Annotated in this window: 16 protein-coding genes; 7 read left to right on the forward strand and 9 right to left on the reverse strand. The window is 69.3% G+C overall.

All coding sequences use genetic code 11. The features are described from left to right. Positions 1-3 precede the first annotated feature (3 nt). Both urtA and ABTW65_RS06850 read right to left on the reverse strand, forming a co-directional pair. Positions 4-1,245, reverse strand: coding sequence for an urea ABC transporter substrate-binding protein (gene urtA / locus ABTW65_RS06845; protein ID WP_350659211.1), 1,242 nt, complete (start codon positions 1,243-1,245; stop codon positions 4-6). A gap of 115 nt (positions 1,246-1,360) precedes the next feature. Then, entirely contained in the window at positions 1,361-1,759 is a 399-nt protein-coding gene (locus tag ABTW65_RS06850) for a MarR family winged helix-turn-helix transcriptional regulator (RefSeq protein WP_350659212.1), read from the reverse strand. A 95-nt stretch (positions 1,760-1,854) separates the two neighbouring features. Between ABTW65_RS06850 and ABTW65_RS06855 the strand changes: the two genes are divergently transcribed. Together ABTW65_RS06855 and ABTW65_RS06860 are read left to right on the forward strand one after the other, a co-directional pair. Continuing rightward, positions 1,855-2,973 (forward strand): substrate-binding domain-containing protein, encoded by a 1,119-nt coding sequence (locus ABTW65_RS06855; RefSeq protein WP_350659213.1) that lies wholly within the window; start codon positions 1,855-1,857, stop codon positions 2,971-2,973. A 54-nt stretch (positions 2,974-3,027) separates the two neighbouring features. Further along, on the forward strand, positions 3,028-3,450 hold the full coding sequence (locus ABTW65_RS06860) for a carboxymuconolactone decarboxylase family protein (RefSeq protein WP_350659214.1): 423 nt from the start codon (positions 3,028-3,030) through the stop codon (positions 3,448-3,450). Positions 3,451-3,462: 12 nt separating this feature from the next. On the opposite strand, the gene ABTW65_RS06865 is transcribed toward ABTW65_RS06860, so the two are convergent. Together ABTW65_RS06865 and ABTW65_RS06870 are read right to left on the reverse strand one after the other, a co-directional pair. After that, entirely contained in the window at positions 3,463-4,755 is a 1,293-nt protein-coding gene (locus ABTW65_RS06865) for an HNH endonuclease (RefSeq protein WP_350659215.1), read from the reverse strand. Between the two features lie 512 nt (positions 4,756-5,267). After that, the gene (locus ABTW65_RS06870; RefSeq protein ID WP_350659216.1) at positions 5,268-7,160 is read right to left on the reverse strand and encodes an Asp23/Gls24 family envelope stress response protein; all 1,893 of its coding nucleotides are present in this window, start codon (positions 7,158-7,160) and stop codon (positions 5,268-5,270) included. Between the two features lie 269 nt (positions 7,161-7,429). Between ABTW65_RS06870 and ABTW65_RS06875 the strand changes: the two genes are divergently transcribed. Then, positions 7,430-8,134 (forward strand): SGNH/GDSL hydrolase family protein, encoded by a 705-nt coding sequence (locus tag ABTW65_RS06875; RefSeq protein ID WP_350659217.1) that lies wholly within the window; start codon positions 7,430-7,432, stop codon positions 8,132-8,134. Here the strand turns inward: ABTW65_RS06875 and ABTW65_RS06880 are convergent. From ABTW65_RS06880 to ABTW65_RS06895, 4 genes are read right to left on the reverse strand one after another with little or no spacing between them, the layout of a single operon-like run. Beyond that, positions 8,131-8,448, reverse strand: a complete 318-nt coding sequence (locus tag ABTW65_RS06880; RefSeq protein ID WP_350659218.1) for a DUF4387 domain-containing protein — start codon at positions 8,446-8,448, stop codon at positions 8,131-8,133. The genes ABTW65_RS06875 and ABTW65_RS06880 overlap by 4 nt on opposite strands. Then, the gene (locus tag ABTW65_RS06885) at positions 8,441-9,835 is read right to left on the reverse strand and encodes an acyclic terpene utilization AtuA family protein (RefSeq protein ID WP_350659219.1); all 1,395 of its coding nucleotides are present in this window, start codon (positions 9,833-9,835) and stop codon (positions 8,441-8,443) included. Before ABTW65_RS06885 ends, ABTW65_RS06880 begins: the two co-directional genes overlap by 8 nt. Beyond that, positions 9,832-10,794: a phosphoglycerate dehydrogenase gene (locus ABTW65_RS06890; protein WP_350659220.1), complete on the reverse strand. Its 963-nt coding sequence runs from the start codon at positions 10,792-10,794 to the stop codon at positions 9,832-9,834. The genes ABTW65_RS06885 and ABTW65_RS06890 overlap by 4 nt, the downstream gene beginning before the upstream one ends. Next, positions 10,791-12,074 carry an MFS transporter gene (locus ABTW65_RS06895; RefSeq protein WP_350659221.1) on the reverse strand — a complete coding sequence of 428 codons (1,284 nt, stop codon included), beginning with the start codon at positions 12,072-12,074 and terminating at the stop codon, positions 10,791-10,793. The genes ABTW65_RS06890 and ABTW65_RS06895 overlap by 4 nt, the downstream gene beginning before the upstream one ends. 132 nt (positions 12,075-12,206) lie before the next feature. Between ABTW65_RS06895 and ABTW65_RS06900 the strand changes: the two genes are divergently transcribed. The 4 genes from ABTW65_RS06900 to ABTW65_RS06915 all read left to right on the forward strand — a co-directional run bounded on the left by ABTW65_RS06900 (position 12,207) and on the right by ABTW65_RS06915 (position 15,433). Beyond that, complete coding sequence (locus tag ABTW65_RS06900; RefSeq protein WP_350659222.1) at positions 12,207-12,920, forward strand: GntR family transcriptional regulator; 714 nt, start codon at positions 12,207-12,209, stop codon at positions 12,918-12,920. Positions 12,921-12,923: 3 nt separating this feature from the next. Continuing rightward, positions 12,924-13,844, forward strand: coding sequence for an AEC family transporter (locus ABTW65_RS06905; RefSeq protein ID WP_350659223.1), 921 nt, complete (start codon positions 12,924-12,926; stop codon positions 13,842-13,844). Positions 13,845-13,975: 131 nt separating this feature from the next. Further along, positions 13,976-14,374 (forward strand): DUF1707 SHOCT-like domain-containing protein, encoded by a 399-nt coding sequence (locus tag ABTW65_RS06910; protein WP_350659224.1) that lies wholly within the window; start codon positions 13,976-13,978, stop codon positions 14,372-14,374. Between the two features lie 81 nt (positions 14,375-14,455). Next, positions 14,456-15,433, forward strand: coding sequence for an ABC transporter substrate-binding protein (locus tag ABTW65_RS06915; protein WP_350659225.1), 978 nt, complete (start codon positions 14,456-14,458; stop codon positions 15,431-15,433). A 146-nt stretch (positions 15,434-15,579) separates the two neighbouring features. Here the strand turns inward: ABTW65_RS06915 and ABTW65_RS06920 are convergent, their stop codons facing one another. Continuing rightward, complete coding sequence (locus ABTW65_RS06920) at positions 15,580-17,202, reverse strand: glycoside hydrolase family 13 protein (protein ID WP_350659227.1); 1,623 nt, start codon at positions 17,200-17,202, stop codon at positions 15,580-15,582. Between the last annotated feature and the right edge of the window lie 216 nt (positions 17,203-17,418).

A 17,418-nucleotide genomic window follows, 5' to 3' on the forward strand; every position in this document is an offset into this window, starting at 1 on the left:
GGGCTAGTTCTTCCACCAGTCGTAGGACTTCAGGTACGGGTCCGGCTCGATCGGCTTGTCGCTCGACCAGACCGTGTCGATCAGGCCCTCGGAGTTCACCTGGCCGATGAGGGCGGTCTTGGCGATGTGGTGGTTCTCGCCGTCGACCTCGACCGTGCCCTCGGGCGCGTCGTAGGTGACACCGCCGGAGGCGTCGATGACGTCCTCGACCGCGAAGGAGTCGGCCTTCTCGACCATGCCCTTCCACAGGTGCAGCGAGGTGTAGGCCGCCTCCATCGGGTCGGACGTGACCGCCTTGGCGCCGTTGGCGGCCTTGAAGTCGGTCACGAACTTCTGGTTCGCCGGGCTGTCGATGGTCTGGTAGTAGTTCCAGGCCGTGTACTGCCCCTCGAGGTTGCCCACGCCGACGCCCGGGACCTCCTCCTCGGCGATCGAGACCGAGAGCACCGGCATCGCCGAGGCGGTCAGACCCTTGCCCTTGTACTCCTTGAAGAAGGCCACGTTGGAGTCGCCGTTGAGGGTGTTGAAGACCGCGTCCGCGCCAGCGGCCTTGACCTTGTCGACGACAGTGCCGAAGTCGGTCGAGCCCAGGGGCTGGTACTCCTCACCGAGCACCTCGATGCCGTTGGCAGCTGCGTACTGCTTGATGATCTTGTTGGCCGTGCGCGGGAAGACGTAGTCGGAGCCGACCAGGAAGATCGACTCGATCTTCTTCTCCTGCTTGAGGAAGTCGAGGGCAGGGATGATCTGCTGGTTCGTGGTCGCGCCGGTGTAGAAGATGTTGTGCGAGGACTCCAGGCCCTCGTACTGCACCGGGTAGAAGAGCAGCGCGTCGTTGCCCTCGAAGACCGGCAGCATCGCCTTGCGCGAGCTGGAGGTCCAGCCGCCGAAGACGGCCGCGACGCAGTCGTCCTGGATCAGCTTCGTCGCCTTCTCGGCGAAGACGGTCGGCTCGGACTGGCCGTCCTCGCTGACGATCTCGAGCTTCTTGCCGAGCACGCCGCCATCGGCGTTGATCTCCTCGGCAGCCATCGACAGGGACTTGAAGACGGTCGTCTCGCTGATCGCCATCGTCCCGGACAGGGAGTTGAGGAAGCCGATCTTGATGGTGTCGCCGCTGGTGTCGACGCAGCTCTCGCTGGTCGCGGTGTCACCGGTCTTGGCGCCGCCGCAGGCGGTCGCGGTCATGCCCAGGGCGAGCACCGAGCTGGCCGCGAGGAGGCGGCTCGAGAATTTCGTACGCACGGGATGGGGGTCCTTCCATCGGACAATTGCTCTCGAATGGAAGGAATCTAGGGACGGGTTGTTTCGCCGATGTATCGGACTCTGTGAGGATTTGTTTCCAGACGGAAACGCCTTCTCAGGGGAGGGTGTCGAGGACCGTCCGCAGGTCGCGGGCGACCCTGGCAACGGCCTCATTCTGCTGCCGGGCGCGGATCTCCCGGGCCGCCGAGGCGCCCACCGGCGAGAGCGCGACCACCGCGCGGCGCTTGTCCTCGGCATGGACCTTGCGCAGCACCAGCCCGCGCTCGACCAGCCGGTCGACGTGCCGGGTCAGGGTGCCGGCCGGGAGCGCGGCGCCGTCGGCGAGACGCGTCATCGTCTGGCCCGGATCGTCGAGCAGCACACTGAGGATGCGCCACTGCTCCGCGGTGAGGTCGAATTCGGCGTACGCCTCGGCGAGCGCACGCTCGATCCGGCGCTGCGCCCGGGCGAGTAGCACGGCCAGATCCGCGCCGACCGTCTCGGCAACCTCCATGAGTCCTCCCCACGATCGCTGTCTGCCGTACCCTAACCACCCAACGGCTCAATGGTGAGTCATCAGGGCAACATTCCGTTCAGGAGCAGGTGTCGATGACCCCACCGTCGTTCACCCCGTCCTCCCATGCCCTGCTGGGCCTCGCACCCCGTCCGCCGGGCGCCCTCTCGATCGCTTTCGTGGTGCCGATGCAGGGCCCGACCGGCATCTACGGCCCCGGCTGCCTGGCCTGCGGTGAGCTGGCTGCTGAGGAGCTCAACGCCGGCGGCGGCATAGCCGGGAAGCCGGTCGAGCTGGTCGCGATCGATGCCGGGCGCGCTCCCCACGAGGTCGCCGCCGAGGTCGCTCGGCTCGTCGACCTCGGCCGGGTCGATGCGATCGCCGGCTGGCACATCTCCGCCGTACGCCAGGCGATCACCGCCCGTGTCGGCGGCCGGGCCCTGTACGCCTTCGCCGCCATGCACGAGGGCGGCGACGACACTCCTGGGGTCTTCATGATCGGGGAGCGCCCGGTCAACCAGCTGCTCCCCGCCACCGCCTGGATGCGGGCCAACCACGGCGTCTCCCGCTGGGCGGTGGTCGGCAACGACTATGTCTTCCCGCGCGTCACGGGGTCGACGGCCCGAGCGGCGCTGCAAGGGTCGCGCTCGGAGGTCGTGAGCGAGACGTACGTCCCGTTGGGGACCCGAGACTTCGCCGGCGTCCTTCGTGGCCTCGAAGGTGGCGAGCAGGACGGGGTGATCATGCTGCTGATGGGGCAGGACGCGGTGCACTTCAACCGCCAGTTCGCCGCCGCCGGGCTCAGTTCGTCGCTGACCCGGCTGAGCCCCGCCGTCGAGGAAAACACCCTGCTCGCCGGCGGCGCCGGCGCCAACGCCAACGTCTTCGCGGCCGCCGCCTACTTCGACGGCCTCACCACCCCCGAGTCGGCCGACCTGGCCGAGCGCTACTACCGCCGCTTCGGTGAGTACGCGCCCTCCCTCAACGCCGTAGGCGAGTCCTGCTACGAGTCGCTGATGTTCCTGCGCCAGATCGGCGATGCGTGCGGTTCTCTCGAGGTCGAGCCCGCGCTGCGCCTCACGGACCACCACACCTACTCCAGCCCCCGCGGCCTGATGCGGATGCACGGCAACCTCGTCGACCAGGACGTCTACATCGCCGCCGCCGACGGCCTCCGCTTCGAGATCCAGGAGCAGATCGCGTACGCCTCCTAGCGCCTGCTCCGATCCGTTGACTTCGAGTGCGCTCCAACTCCTAGCGTGCGCGACATGACGTACGAGAACCCGACCCAGGACCCCACCGCCCGCGCCGCCCGCCACGACCACGGCCGCCAGATCCTCGACGCCGTCGACGGCGAGGCCGGCGCCCGCGTGATCGACTCCCTCGCCGACATCGCCCCAGAGCTCGGCCACCAGGTGGTCGCCTGGGGCTTCGGCGAGATCTATGCCCGCCCCGGCCTCGAGCCCCGGGACCGACAGCTCGTCACCCTCGGCATGCTCACCGCCCTGGGTGGCTGCGAGCCCCAGCTCGAGGTCCACATCAACGCCGCCCTCAACGTAGGCCTCACTCCCGAACAGATCATCGAGGCATTCCTCCACTCCGCGGTCTACTGCGGCTTCCCCCGCGCCCTCAACGCCACCTTCATCGCCAAGAAGGTGTTCGCCGAACGCGACCTCCTCCCCCTCGCCTGACCGTGGCATGGGTCAGGCGGCGAGGGTGTATTCGAGGAGTACGTCGCGCAGCCCGAACTCAGCCCGGGACAGTGGCGGTGGATCCGGTTTCCAGGTGTCCGGTGGCGGGCTGACATAGGTGTGCCCGGTGGGCGTGATGGTGATGATGCTGCCGTTGGGTCCGGGTCTGGCCCGCCAGCCGAGGGCTTCCTTGGCTTGATTGCATCGCTCGCACAGCCCTTGAAGGTTCTCGGCTTTGGTTTCACCGCCATCCGCGTGGCGCTCGACGTGGTCGATGTTGCGGATCGGGGCATCGCAGCCGTTGGTGCGGCAGATTCCTCCGTCGCGGGTGGTGATGAACTCCGCGAGCCCGTCGGGTGCCTTGCGTGAACGTGATTCCATCGCGACCAACTGCCCGGCCGGGTCGGTGAACAGCCGCCGGACGAACACCTCCGCGTCGTTGAGCGCCTCGCGAGCCCAACCCGCCGGGACAGGCCCGTAGCCCTCGACCGCGGCCGGCTGATCTGCGTCGCCAGTGAGGGAGTCTGCGGTCATCACGATCTTGACCTCGATCCGAGGCTTGCTACCAGCCTCACGTCCGGCGACTCGGTCGACGAGGGTGTCGGCCATGACCTGGCCGCGAGTGCCCTCGTCGCCTGCGGCCGCAGCGGTCTTCGCGGCCTGATCCAGTGCCGCAAAGACGGCGACCCCGTCCTTGACCGGCAATAGTGCGCCGAGCCAGGTCATCGTGTCGGGTGCCGGGCGGAGGCTGACGCGGAGGTCCTTCTCGGCGTTGGCCGCTCGGGCCACGACGGATGCTAGGTCGAGGGTGATGGCGAGCTTCTTGGCGGCGTTCTCGAGCTGCCGCAGCCCCATCGACACCGCCTTCGCCAGCTCACCGCCCGGCCCAGTGGCACAGAGTTCGAAGTCGATGACCCGACGGTCCTCCACCGACAAGCACGCAGTTTCACGGGCCAGGACGGTGGCCTGCCACTGCGAGAACAGGCCCGCCTTCATCAGAGCGAAGGTGTGCGGCATCTCCGCGATCAAGACCTTCGCCAACCCGAGGAGCTTCGCACCCTTCTCGGGTGAGACCCGCCGCGCCAATGCGACCTGCGAGGCCACGCCTTCGCCAAGCTTGCGGGCCGGAACCCCGGCCTCAGTCTGGCGTGCCCGGACGGCTTCCTCGAGGCGCACCGCTGCTTCGGCTTGGACAGCCTCAGCAGTGCACTTGACCTCTTCGAGGCGCGCGATCCAGTCGACCAACTCACCCTCGGACACACCGGGAGGCGGCCCAGCAAGGAGGCGATCGATGGTCTCGTACATGAGCCTTATTATATGCGACAGAGCACCATGAAGCGACCCATTTAAGCAGGTCAGGTCCAATTTACGCGGTCAGTGAACAAGACACCTGAGCACCGCGCCACACTCTCGCCGCCGCCCCGATACAGGCGAGATCTTTCTCGATCGGGTGCCGAGTCAAGGACCGCGAAGCGGCCGGCGAAGCCGGCGGGCGAAGCCCGTCCTTGACGCGGCGCGCGATCGAGAAACACTCAAATCAAGGGTCGGCGGCGAACCTAGAAACGAAGAACAGTCGCCAAGCGAGCTTTCCCGGAGAAGCGGATCGTGTTGGTCTCGACACGCCTCCGCCGCCCTCGCTTCGCTCGGGTGCTCCCTCGCTCGGCGCGCCCGGACGAGCAAGCTCGCCGGGCGGCCTCACTCGGTCGCATAGCGGCTCCGGCGGCTCGACCAGCGGAGCAAGGCGGCTCGACCAGCGGAGATGGGCGAGAGCCCCGGAGCGCGACGCGCTCCGAGGCTCTCATGCCATCCGGCGAAGATCAGGCGATGTAGAAGTCGCTCACGTTGACGTCGACGGCCTCGACGTCGATGTCGAAGTAGTCCTCGACGGCCTCGATGACCTGGGTGCGGATGGTGACGGCGTTGGCCTTGACCGGGGTGCCGTACGCGATCACGTAGGACACGGTGATGTTGGCGACGTCGTCGGCGATGTCGACGGTGGTGCCCTCCTCGTCGATGGCGTGTACGCCGTCGACCTTGGCCACGATGTGGTGGACCAGGCGCTCGACGAGGCCCTCGCTCACCGTCGACTTCCCGCGCTCCTCGCGGGCGGCACGGGCGGCGCGCAGCACGCCGGTCAGGGTCGAGTCGGCGGTCGGCTCCGGCTCGATGACCGGCTCAGGGGCGAAGCCGGGCGCGGGGGTCTCGGACACGATCTCCTCGACGGCGGCCGGCTCCTCGACCGACTCGGCCTCCTCGGTGACGGTGCCGACAGCGTCGGCGACCTCATCGGCGGGCGCCTCGACGGCTTCCTCGGTCACCGCGTCGTCGACGATCGCCTCGGCGGCCTCGACCTCGGTCTCGGTCTCCACGGGCGCCTCCTCGACAACGTCGGTCGGCTCGACGGCCGCCTCGACCTCCTCGACCTCCTCGATCTCCTCGATCTCCTCGATCTCCTCGGCAGGCTCGTCAACAGCCTCGACGGTCACGTCGGTGTCCTCAGCGTCGACCTCGACCTCGGTCGCGTCGTCGGCCTCGGGAGCCAGGACGACGTCCTCGGTTTCCCCGGACGCGTCCTCGACAGCGATCTCCTCGGCCGGCGCCTCGTCCTCGACGACGTCGACGATCTCCGCGTCGCCCTCGACCGACTCGGTCACGTCAGCAGCCTCCTCGACAGCCTCGTCGGCCGGCTCGGCGTCGACCTCCTCCGACTCAGCCAGGTCGGCCGACTCGAACGTCTCCTCGGTCACCTCGGCGTCCGACTCGACGACCTCGACCTCGGACACCTCACCCTCGTCAGCGGTCACTACGGCGTCTTCGACCTCGGTCGGCTCCACGACAGCGACCTCCTCGGCGAGCGCCTCACCCTCCGGCTCGACGACGGTCTCCTCGGCCTCGGCCGGCACCTCCTCGACGCCACCCTCGACGACATCGGTCACCTCGACGTCGGCCTCGGCGGACTCGATCGTGTCAGCGGGCACGAAGGTGTCCTCGGCGTCGGCCTCGACCTCGGTCACCTCACCGGTCTCGGTGGCCTCGACGACGTCCTCGGTCGCACCTTCGACGGCAACGTCCTCAACCGCGTCCTCGACACCCTCCTCGGCGACGACCTCGTCCGCAGCGTCCGTCACCTCGGCGTCGGTGGCGTCGACAACGGCCTCGGTCTCGACCGGCGCCTCGTCGACCGGCGCCTCCTCGACAGCGGGCTCCTCGGCAACGGTCTCCTCGACCTCCTCGGTGGTCTCGGCGAGGGGGGCTTCGGCGTCGACGCCCTCGAGCGGCGCCTCGTACGTGCCCTCGGTCTCGACCGCCTCGGCCGGAACCTCGTCAACAGGAGCCTCGACGGGCTCGGTCACGGCGACCTCGCCGACGACATCGCTGCCCACCTCGCCACTGATCTCGACGGTCTCGACGGCGAGCTCGGCCACCTCGGCGGCCGGGGCCTCCTCGGTGTCGGTGACGACGTGCTCGGGGTCGGAGAGCGGGTCGACCGCGGGGACCTCGGCGATGGGCTCGATGACGGGCTCGGTGACGGTCTCAGCAATCGGATCGGCGACCGGCGAAGCGGGGGGCTCGGTGACGTACACGCTGGCCTCGGTGGTGGCCAGGTTCTCGCCGTAGCCGGGGGCGGAGACGTCGGTCGACTCGCCCTCCCCGGCCTTTGGCTGCTCGTTCTTGTTTCGGTTGAAGATGCCGCTGATGAAGTCGGACATGGCTTCGCATTCCTTCGAGTGAGGGGAGGGTTGTTGGTCGAGCGCTCACAACTGGGCGTGATGCTAGGGCTGGCACGCAGTGAGTCGGGTCACGTGTCTTTGATTCCCTTGTCTTGTACCCCAACGGTGACCGGGATGAGGAGTGCCTGTGTCAAACCTTCCGGGGACATTCGCCCACCGTTCAGCCAACGTCGGAGACCCACCGGAGCACGCGCTGTAGAACGACAGAAGAGCACGTACGTCACGACAAGGACGCTCGGGGAGAGACGATGAATCCACTGCTGCTCCCACTGGTCGCCGCACAGGCCGCGTACGTCCACCGGACCATCGGAAAGGAGCCGCGTCCGGAGGGTCCGACGAAGGGTTTCGTGCCGGCGCCGACGGCCGAGGAAGCACCCAGCCCGCTGCGACTGATGGTCATCGGCGACTCGTCCGCGTCCGGGCGCGGCGCGCCCACGCACGACCTCGCCTTCGCCGGGTGGATGGCGCGCGCGATCGCGAAGCGGACCGAGCGTCCGGTCGAGTGGCGGGCGCTCGGGAAGTACGGCGCGACCAGCGAGCGGATCCGGCACGGCATCCTCACCAAGGTCACCGGCGAGTGGGACCTCGCGGTGCTCCTGGTGGGCGTCAACGACATCCTCGCGCGTCGCTCGGTCGAGGCCTGGACACGCGATCTGACCGCGATCGTCGAGACCCTCCAGGAGCACGCCGCGCACACGGTGCTTCCGGGGATCCCGGAGTTCGGCGCGTTCCCGTCACTCCCCCGCACCCTGCGGCGCTACCTCGCCGAGCGCGGTAAGGCGCTCGACGTGGCAGCGCGGCTGGTGTGCGCGGGACGTACGTCGGTGCAGTGGGTCAGCTCTGCCGACCTCGGTCCCGCGGAGCCGTCCTTCTTCGCCGCCGACGGGTTCCACGCCTCGCCGGCGGGCTATGAACGCTGGGCGCGGGCGATCTGCGACCACCTCGATCTCTAGTTGGGAACAACCAGCTGCGCGAGCGGTACGTGGTGCTGGCCGGCGTGGGTGTCGCGGTCTCGCAGCGAGCCCTGCGAGACCGGGCGCGGGTAGGAGATCTTGACGACGTTGAGCGACGGGATCCGGAAGATCTGGACCGACCCGGGATCGACCCGGTAGAGACCGGCGACGACGTCCTCGTCGAGGAACGTCTCGTCGGCCGCGATCCGGTAGCCCTCGGCGTCACGCATGAACAGCTCCATCGTGATCCAGAACGGCCCGGCGTTCTTGGAGCGGACCTCGGTCGCGAGGTCCCCCAGGGTGGTCTCAGGCATCGTGCATCTCTCCCATCTCGGTGCTGAACTCGGTGCGGAACATGGCGGTCGGCGTGAGGCTGTCGACGGCGTGGTTGAGCACGAACTCGTACGCAGCGCCTCGCTCGACCTCGGCCGGCGACCCGGGGAACGCCAGACTGGGCAGGTAGTCCATGTCCTGGGCCGGCAGGTGCAGCATCAAGGGGTTGGCGACCTTGGCGACCGCGGTGGCCAGGGCCTGGTCGGCAGCCCGGACGAGCAGCATCACACCGACCTCGCGCGGCGGCTCGGTGGACGGGTCGAGGTCGCCGAGGACCGCGTTGTAGCCGTAGAGACGCAGGTCGTAGTCGTAATCGTCCTTGGTCAGGCCGAGGGTCTGCTCGACCCGCTGGGTGAACACGACATGCATCAGCGAGGCCCAGCCCTCGATGTCCTTGAGGATCAGCGGGTCCCGGATCGCGGAGAACGACATGGTCTCGTAGCCGGTGATCCGGGCGCCCTCGAGCTTGATCGTGTGCTGCTCCGCGTGATGGAACCGCGAGCCCTCAACACGCACCCGACGCTCGTCGAGCGCGGTGTAAACCGCGTCACGTACGTCCAGCGTGCCGTCCGGCTCCCGCATCTCGAACGGGTTCGCCGTCTCGTACAGCATGTGGGCGGCCACCGAGATCGGCGTGCAGGCGGCGCTCTCGTCGAGCGGCTCGATGGTGAACCCGGTGCGGTCGATGGTCGCGAAGACGCCGCCCATCCGCGGGTTGGTCGTGCACTGGCCACCGCACTCGACGATCTTGGCCGCGTGCCAGGTCGGCCCAGCGGGCATCCCCTTCAGCAAGGCGTACGCAGCGGCGTTGGCCGTGTCGGTCGCCCGCCCGGCCAGGACCACCTGAGCGCCGGCCACGAGAGCCTCGGCGATCGGCTCGTGGCCCATCATGGCGACGATGTGGGTGCAGTCCTCGAGGGTCGCGACGTCGAGGTCGCCCAGCGGCGGCAGCGGGTGGATCCGGCCGGCCTCGAGCGGCTCCTTCAGATCGGCGGCGCGCTGCTCGCTGTAGATGCGGGCGACCTTCATCGACAGGCCCTCCTCGGCGAGCAGCCTGGCGACGATCCCGGCGACCCAGTCGACGCCGTCGTCGGTGCCGCTGGTGCCGCAGGAGCCGACGATGAGCGGGATCCCAGCCTCGGCCGCGGCGCGGAGCAGGAGCCGCAGGTCGCGGGCGACCGCGGCGGCAGTGGTCTTCGGCTTCGAGGCACCCAGGTAGTAGGGGCCGGAGTCGGTGGAGCCGCCGTCGACGGCGATCACGTCCGCCCCCAGCGCGATCCCACGGGTGATCGTCTCCTCCGGGAACCCGGCGCCGAGCATTCCGCTGGGCACCAAGATGCTGACGGAGTCAGCGTTGTCGCTGGTCATCTGTTGTCTCTCTCCTCGATCAGGTGGGCATTGACGGCATGTTTGGGGCGGCCCGCGAGGGCGTCGAGGAGCTCCCGGGCTCCCTCGACTCCGGCCGCCCGGCGGGCCTGGGCGGTCTGCCCGGCCAGATGGGAGTGGACGACGATGCCGGGCACCCCGCGCAGCGGGCTCGCGGCCGGCAGCGGCTCCTCGGCGACCACGTCGAGCGCGGCGGCGGCGATCCGGCCCTCGCGTACGGCAGCGACGAGCGCGTCCTCGTCGACGATCGCGCCGCGGGCGGTGTTCACCAGCACCGCCCCCGGCTTCATCAGCGCGAAAGCGGCGGCGTCGAGCATCCCCCGCGTGCGCGGGGTGAGCGCGGTGTGGACCGAGACGTAGTCGGCGGATGCCAGCAGCTCGGGCAGCTCGACGAACCGGACCTCCGGGTCGGTCCGCTCGGCCTCGGCGACCGCGGTGGTGCACAGCACGCTCATCCCGAAAGCCCGGGCCAGCGGCACGACCGCACGGGCAGCGGCGCCGTAGCCGATCAGGCCGAGGGTGGACCCGCGCAGCTCGCGGCCGTCCTCGCGTGGCCAGCCGCCGGATGCGACGCCGGTCGCGCTCTCGACCAGCCGGCGGGAGGAGGCGAGGAGAAGTCCCATCGTGTACTCGGCCACCGCGTTGGCGTTGATCCCGGGCAGGTTGCTGACCGTGATCCCGGCACGCGCGGCCGCTTCGACATCGATCGCGTCGTAGCCGACCCCGGTGCGTACGACCGCTCTCAGGCGGTCTGCGGACGCGAGGACCTCGGCGGTGAGCGGGTCGTGACCGACCAGCGCTCCCTCCACTCCGGCGAGGTCCGCGACCAGATCCCCGGACCGGTGGCGGGTCTCATGGCCCCGGGAGCGGAGGAGGTCGTCGACCTCGTCGCCGGGCCGCAGGTAGTCGGTGGTGATCAGGATCCGGGCCAACGCGCTCACACCGCCCTCTCGACGTCGCCGCGCCGCTGGAGTCGGTCGATCCGCACCACGATCACGACCGCGACCGCCGCGACGACCGCGATGTCGAGCAGCATCGTGCGCCAGCCCAGGATGTCGACGGCTCCGCCGATCAGGGCCGGCCCGAGGAAGGCACCGCTCTGCCACCCCACCGCATAGAGCGCTGCGTACGTCCCGAAGACCCGCGCCGACGGCGCCAGGTTCCACAGCACGACGACGGCGTTGACCAGGAAGGCCGAGGCGCCGGCGGCGCCGATGCAGAACGCCACGACGGTGCCGGTCGGGGTCTGCACCAGGGTGCCGAGGAGCATGGCGGATGCGAAGATCGCCATGCCCGCGATCATCGTGCGCAGCCGGCCGAAGCGCTCGGCGAACAGCGCGGTCGGATACGCCGCGAGCAGGAACGCGACCCCGCTCGGCAGGGTGATCCCGCCGGCGTCGCCTCGCGAGAGCCCGAGGGTCTCCATGCCGTAGGGCGTGACCAGCGCGCGCGAGCCGGCCCAGGCGCTGCCGAAGACCAGGATCGCCACGATCAGCAGCAGCCGGCTGCGGTCGGTGTCGCGCACGATCTCCCAGATCGTGTCGCGGATGCGTGCCTGTCCGACCGCGGTCGACTCCTCCGCGGCGTCCTCGGCCACCGCCGCCTGATAGCCGGGCGACGAGCTGTCGCGGATCGAGAGGCACAGCACAGTGACCGATACGAGCGTGATCAGCGCGATCACCGCGAAGGCGAGGGCCGGGTGGTCGTCGACCAGCACGATGCTGACCACGGCCGCCACGATGACAGTGAGGCTGGAGGCGATCTTGACCGCGGCGTTGGCACGGCTGCGGCGCTCGGGGGCGATGAAGTCGGGCACCAGCGCCTCGCCGATCGGCTTGAACGAGTTCGAGACCAGCGCGAACGCGACGATGACGACGATCAGCAGCGGCAGCGAGTCCGCGGTATGCGGCAGGGTGACGAACAGCAGCGCCGCGAGCGGCATCCCGACGGCGAGGTAGGGCATCCGCCGGCCCCAGCGCGTGCGGGTCCGGTCGGACCGGTTGGCCATCCACGGCTGGATGAAGATGCCGAGCAGGTTGTCCATGCCCATGATGAAGCCGACGAGGGCGGCGCTGGCCAGGTGGTCGCGCAGCAGCGGCGGCACCTGGCTGTCGTAGAAGTTCCACATCGACTCCTGGGCGAAGACCGCCAGTGCGACGAGGAGGGTGATCCGGCGAGGCCCGAGCTGCCGTGGTGGTGCGGTGGGGATGGTGGTGCTCACGAGACGGACCTCCGTGATCTCTGCATGGTCCCGGCATGGACCCTGCGAACTGTGGCGGCGCTCACAGTAGTTTTGCTACAGCAAAACAGTCAAGAGGTGGCACTGTTGGAAAAGTGGCCTAGGATCAGGACCATGTCGATCTCCTCTCCCGAGACGACGCCGGAGACCACGACGGTGGCCGAGCGCGTCTATCAGGCCCTACGCAGCCAGATCGGCTCCGGCGAGCTCGCGCCCGGCGCCAAGGTGACCGAGCGAGGCATGGCCGAACGCCTCGGCGTCAGCCCGACCCCGGTCCGCGAGGCGATCCGGCGGCTCGAGCTCGACGGACTCGTGGAGCGGGTGGGGCCGCGTACGACCCTGGTGGCTCGCATCGAGGAGGACGCCAGCCACGACCTGGCCGAGGTGGAGGTCGCGCTGCGCGGCCTGGCCGCCCGGTTCGCCGCGCGGCATGCGACCGACGGCGAGCTCGACGAGCTCGACCGACTGCTCGACGAGGCCGACGACCTGGTCATCCTGATCCGGGCACGCCATCGCGACGCCAAGCCGGTCGAGAAGCACGCCGACCGCTTCCTCGACGTCCTCGGCCGCTTCAACGAGCAGGTCAACGCCGCTGCCCACAACCCGGTTCTCGTACGCCTCCTCGAGCAGTCCCGCTCGCTGAGCCGGTCACGGCAGCGGGAGATCTCCCGGGCGCACCTGCTCGCCGGCGACGAGTTCGGCGCCGACCGCTACGCCGAGCACCGCGCCCTCGTGATCGCCCTGCGCGCCCGCGACGCCGCCGAGTCCGAGCGCATCGTCACCGAGCACGCCGCCCGCGGACTCCTCGACCTGCGGCGCGAGATCTAGTCCGTGGCAGGGGTCTTCACCGGCTTCGCCACGATCACCGTCCTCATCGCCCTCGGTGCCCTGCTCGCCCAGCTCCGGATCCTCGACGAGCGCGGACAGCGGACGCTCTCGACGGTCGCGTTCTACGTCGCCAGCCCGGCGCTGCTGATCACGGTCATGGACGACAGCGACCTCGGCTTCGTGCTCTCGGGCAACCTGGTCGCGGTCGCCGGCGGCGTACTCGTCGCCGCCACGCTCGTGGCCACCGTCGAGACGTTGCGCCGCCGCGGCCTGGGCGACACGGTGGTCGCCGTCCTGTGCGGCTCCTACGCCAACGCCGGCAACCTCGGCCTGCCGATCGCGGCGTACGTCCTGGGCGACCCGGTCCTGGTCGCGCCGACGCTGCTGCTGCAGATGCTGGTCCTCCAGCCGCTGGCGCTGGTCCTGCTCGACGCCGACGCGAGCACGACGAAGCTGTCGTTCTGGGACGTGATCCGCCGCCCGCTGACCAACCCGATCACCGTCGCCTCCTTGATCGGGGTGGCGCTCTCCGTCACCGATCTCGACCTGCCCACACCGGTCTCGGATCCGCTGGAGCTCGTGGCCGGGATGGCGGTCCCGTCGATGCTGATCGCCTATGGCGTCGCGCTCCGGCTCGGGCCGCTGCCCGGGCGTGGCGTACCGGCGCTCGACCTGGCGGCCGTGGTCGCGACCAAGCAGATCGTGCAGCCGGTGGCGGCGTACGTCATCGGGCGGTTCGTGCTCGGCCTCGACGCCGAGGCGCTGCTGGCCGTGACCGTGCTCTCCGCGCTGCCGACCGCCCAGAACGTGTTCGTCGTCGCGCAGCGCTACAACCGGTCCACCCTGCTGGCCCGCGACGTCATCTTCGTCAGCACGCTGGCCACGGTGCCGGCGATCCTGCTGGTCGTACTGCTGCTCACCTAGCCCCAGAACCAGCGCAAGGGCCAGCCCCGAGCCGACCAAAGTCCCTTGCGACGGCATCTCTTCAGGCGTACCCTCGCGATATATCGGGACACTACGCCGACAGTCGATGCAGCCTTCACAAGGGAGATGACATGAGCAACCTCGACAACCTGCGGGTGAGCGAGGCCGATCGGGAGGAGGCGTCGGCGAGGCTCGCCGAGCACTACTCGACCGGCCGGCTCACCGACGACGACTACTACGAGCGCCTGGACGCGGTCTGGTCCGCGAAGGTCCGTGCCGACGTGGAGATGCTCTTCACCGACTTGCCGAAGAGCGCGCCGCAGCCGCCACAGGTCGCTCGCCGGCCGCGCCGGGGCCGCCCGCGGGCCTTCCCGCTGGTCGCCTGCTTCCTGCTCGTGGCGATCGGGCTGGTCGTGATGGGCGTGCCGTGGTGGGTCTTCGCCGCGATCGCGGTCGGGGCGCTCGTCTTCCGCAAGAAGCACCACCACTCCCACTCCAACCGCCAGCACTGCCATCGTTCCGTGCACTGAACTCCGGATTCGATGGCCTCCCCGGGGTCGCACCACTAGGTTGTGCCGCGGTCGCTACCCCACAGCCCCGAGGAGTCCCCCATGAACCGCTCTCCTGCCCGCACCGCGCCTCGCGGTCTGGCAACCGCGCTCGTCCTCGCCCTGCCGCTCGCGCTCAGCGCGTGTGGTGGCGGGTCCGCGGATGAGGGTGCCGGCGGCGCCACCGAGATCACCGTCGGCGTGATCCCGATCGTCGATGTCGCCCCCATCTATCTCGGCGTGGAGAAGGGCTTCTTCACGGAGCAGGGCCTCGACGTCAGCCTCGAGCTCGACCAGGGCGGTGCGGCGATCGTCCCCGCGGTGGCCAGCGGTCAGTACCACTTCGGCTTCTCCAACACGACCTCCCTGCTCCTGGCCCAGACCGAGGACGTCCCGATCGAGGTCGTCACCGCCGGCGTCAACGCCACCGACGACCCGGAGGCCGACATGGCCGGCGTCCTGGTCAAGGCCGGCAGCGACATCGCCTCCCCCAAGGACCTGGAGGGCAGGAAGGTCGCGGTCAACACGCTCAAGAACATCAACACGACGACCACCAACGAGCTCGTCCGTCAGGACGGTGGCGACCCGACCAAGATCGAGTACGTCGAGCTGGCCTTCCCCGAGATCGGCCCGGCCATCGAGAAGGGCGACGTCGACGCGGGCCAGGTCGTCGAGCCGTTCCTCACCATCGGCACCCAGGGCGGCATGACCGACCTCGGCTCCAACTTCGTCGCCGCCGACCCGGGCCTCGCGGTCGCCGAGTACTTCACCTCGACCAACTACGCCGAGTCCGACGCCGACACCGTCGAGGCCTTCACCGCCGCGATGAACGAGTCGCTCGACTACGCCCAGCAGCACCCGGACGAGGTCAAGAAGATCCTCCCGACCTACACCGACATCGACGACAAGGTGCTCGCGGAGCTCAACATGCCGCAGTGGACCTCCGAGATCGACACCGAGTCGATCCAGAAGCTGGCGGACCTCTCGAAGGCCGACAGTCTGTTCGCCAAGGACCCGGACGTCGACGCCCTGCTTCCATGACCCTCGCCGGCCGCGGCCGGGACGCCGCCCTGGGCGTACTCCAACCGGCCGACGGTGATCCTTCGCGGAGCTGCGCGCACACGTCTACGAGCTGATCCAGAGGGCCAAGCAGGGAGAGCGCCCGGCCCAGGATCACCAGCCCGGGATCACTCGACCGAGGGCGCGATGATCCAGACCGCCGCATCGGTGGGCAGGTCGCCCACGACCGGGTCGCCGCTGTACATCACGATCTCGCCCTCAGGGAGCGGCGTCGGCTCCATGCCGCAGTTGAGGACGACGATCAGGTCGGTCCTGGTGTCCGGCGACCCACCGACCCCGCCGCGACGGAACGAGACCACGCCCTCGGGCGCGTCCAGGATCTCCACGTCCTCGTCGGCACCGAGCGCGAAGGCCCGGCGCGCCGACAGCGCCGCCCGGTAGAACTCCAGCGTGGAGTCCCGGACACCGTTCTGGGCAGCCACGGTGAGGTCCACCCACTCGGCCGGCTGCGGCAGCCACGGCTGGGTGGGCAGGTCCTCGTCGGGCACCTGGCTGAACCCGAAGGGCGGTTCGAAACCGCTCCACGGCAACGGCACCCGGCAGCCGTCACGACCACCCTCACCGGTCTCCGACCACGGATCCTCCTGATACTCAGGCGGTAGATAGACCTGTGGCAGGCCTAGCTCCTCTCCCTGGTAGAGGTACGCAGACCCCGGAAGCGCCAGCATCGTCAGTGTCGCCGCGCGCGCCCGGTGGAGCGCCTGCAGTCCGTCGCCGTAGCGCGAGCGGTGGCGTACGACATCGTGGTTGGACAGGACCCAGGTCGGCGCCGCGCGCGAAGGACCGAGCGCCTTCAGCGTCGAGCCGATGACCTCCTTGAACGCCTCGGCCGACCAGGGCGCCTGCAGCCAGGAGAAGTTGAACGCCTGGTTGAACTCGTCGGCACGTACGTAGCGCCGCAGCTCCGCCGGGCCGGGTGTCCAGGCCTCGGCGACCATCATCCGGTCACCGTCGAAGGAGTCGATCAGCTTGCGCCAGGCGCGGTAGATCTCGTGGACGCCCAGGTTGTCCCACATCGGCGCGTCGGTGACGCCGCGCTCGTACATCACCGCGGCGTCCGAGGTCAGCGCGAGCCCCTCGGGGACGACCTGGTCGCGCAGCTCCTTGAAGAGCCCGTGGGCGATGTCGACCCGGAAGCCGTCCACGCCCCGGTCGAGCCAGAAGGTCAGGATCTTGGTGAACTCCTCGACCACCTCGGGGTTGTGCCAGTTGAGATCGGGCTGGTCGTCGTCGAAGAGGTGCAGATACCACTGCCCGTCCTCGATCCGCGTCCACGCCGGACCGCCGAAGACCGAGCGCCAGTTGGTGGGCGGCTCCTCGCCGTTCTCGCCGCGGCCGTCGCGGAAGATGTAGCGGTCCCTCGCCGGCGACCCAGGTTCGGCCGCGCGCGCCTCCACGAACCACGGGTGTGCCGAGGAGGTGTGGTTGGGGACCAGGTCGACGATCACCTTCAGGGCGAGCTCGTGAGCACGCGCGATCAGGTGGTCGGCGTCGGCCAGCGTGCCGAAGATCGGGTCGACGTCGCAGTAGTCGGCGACGTCGTAACCGTGATCGTTCTGCGGGGAGGTGTAGAACGGGCAGATCCAGATCGCGTCGACGCCCAGCGCGGCGAGGTAGTCCAGGTGGTCGGTGATCCCCTGCAGGTCACCGAGCCCGTCGCCGTTCGAGTCCGCGAACGAACGCGGGTAGATCTGATATGCGACGGCTTCACGCCACCATGGCTGGTCCACGTGGACCCCTATTCTCGTCGGTTGGCCACCAGTACCCCGATCTTGTCGATGTGATGCTCGGGGTTGTCAAAACCGGGCAGCCCGCAGCGGTCCGTTTTTCGATCGGATCCGGCTCCTGAAACGCCGAAAAACAGGGGTTGCCCGAAGTCGGCTTGTGGGATGTAGGCTTGTCCGCGTTGAAGGAGGCGTCCCCACGCGCTTCGCGGTTGCTCTCGG

The organism is Nocardioides sp. NPDC127503, assembly GCF_040302165.1.
GTDB lineage: Bacteria > Actinomycetota > Actinomycetes > Propionibacteriales > Nocardioidaceae > Nocardioides.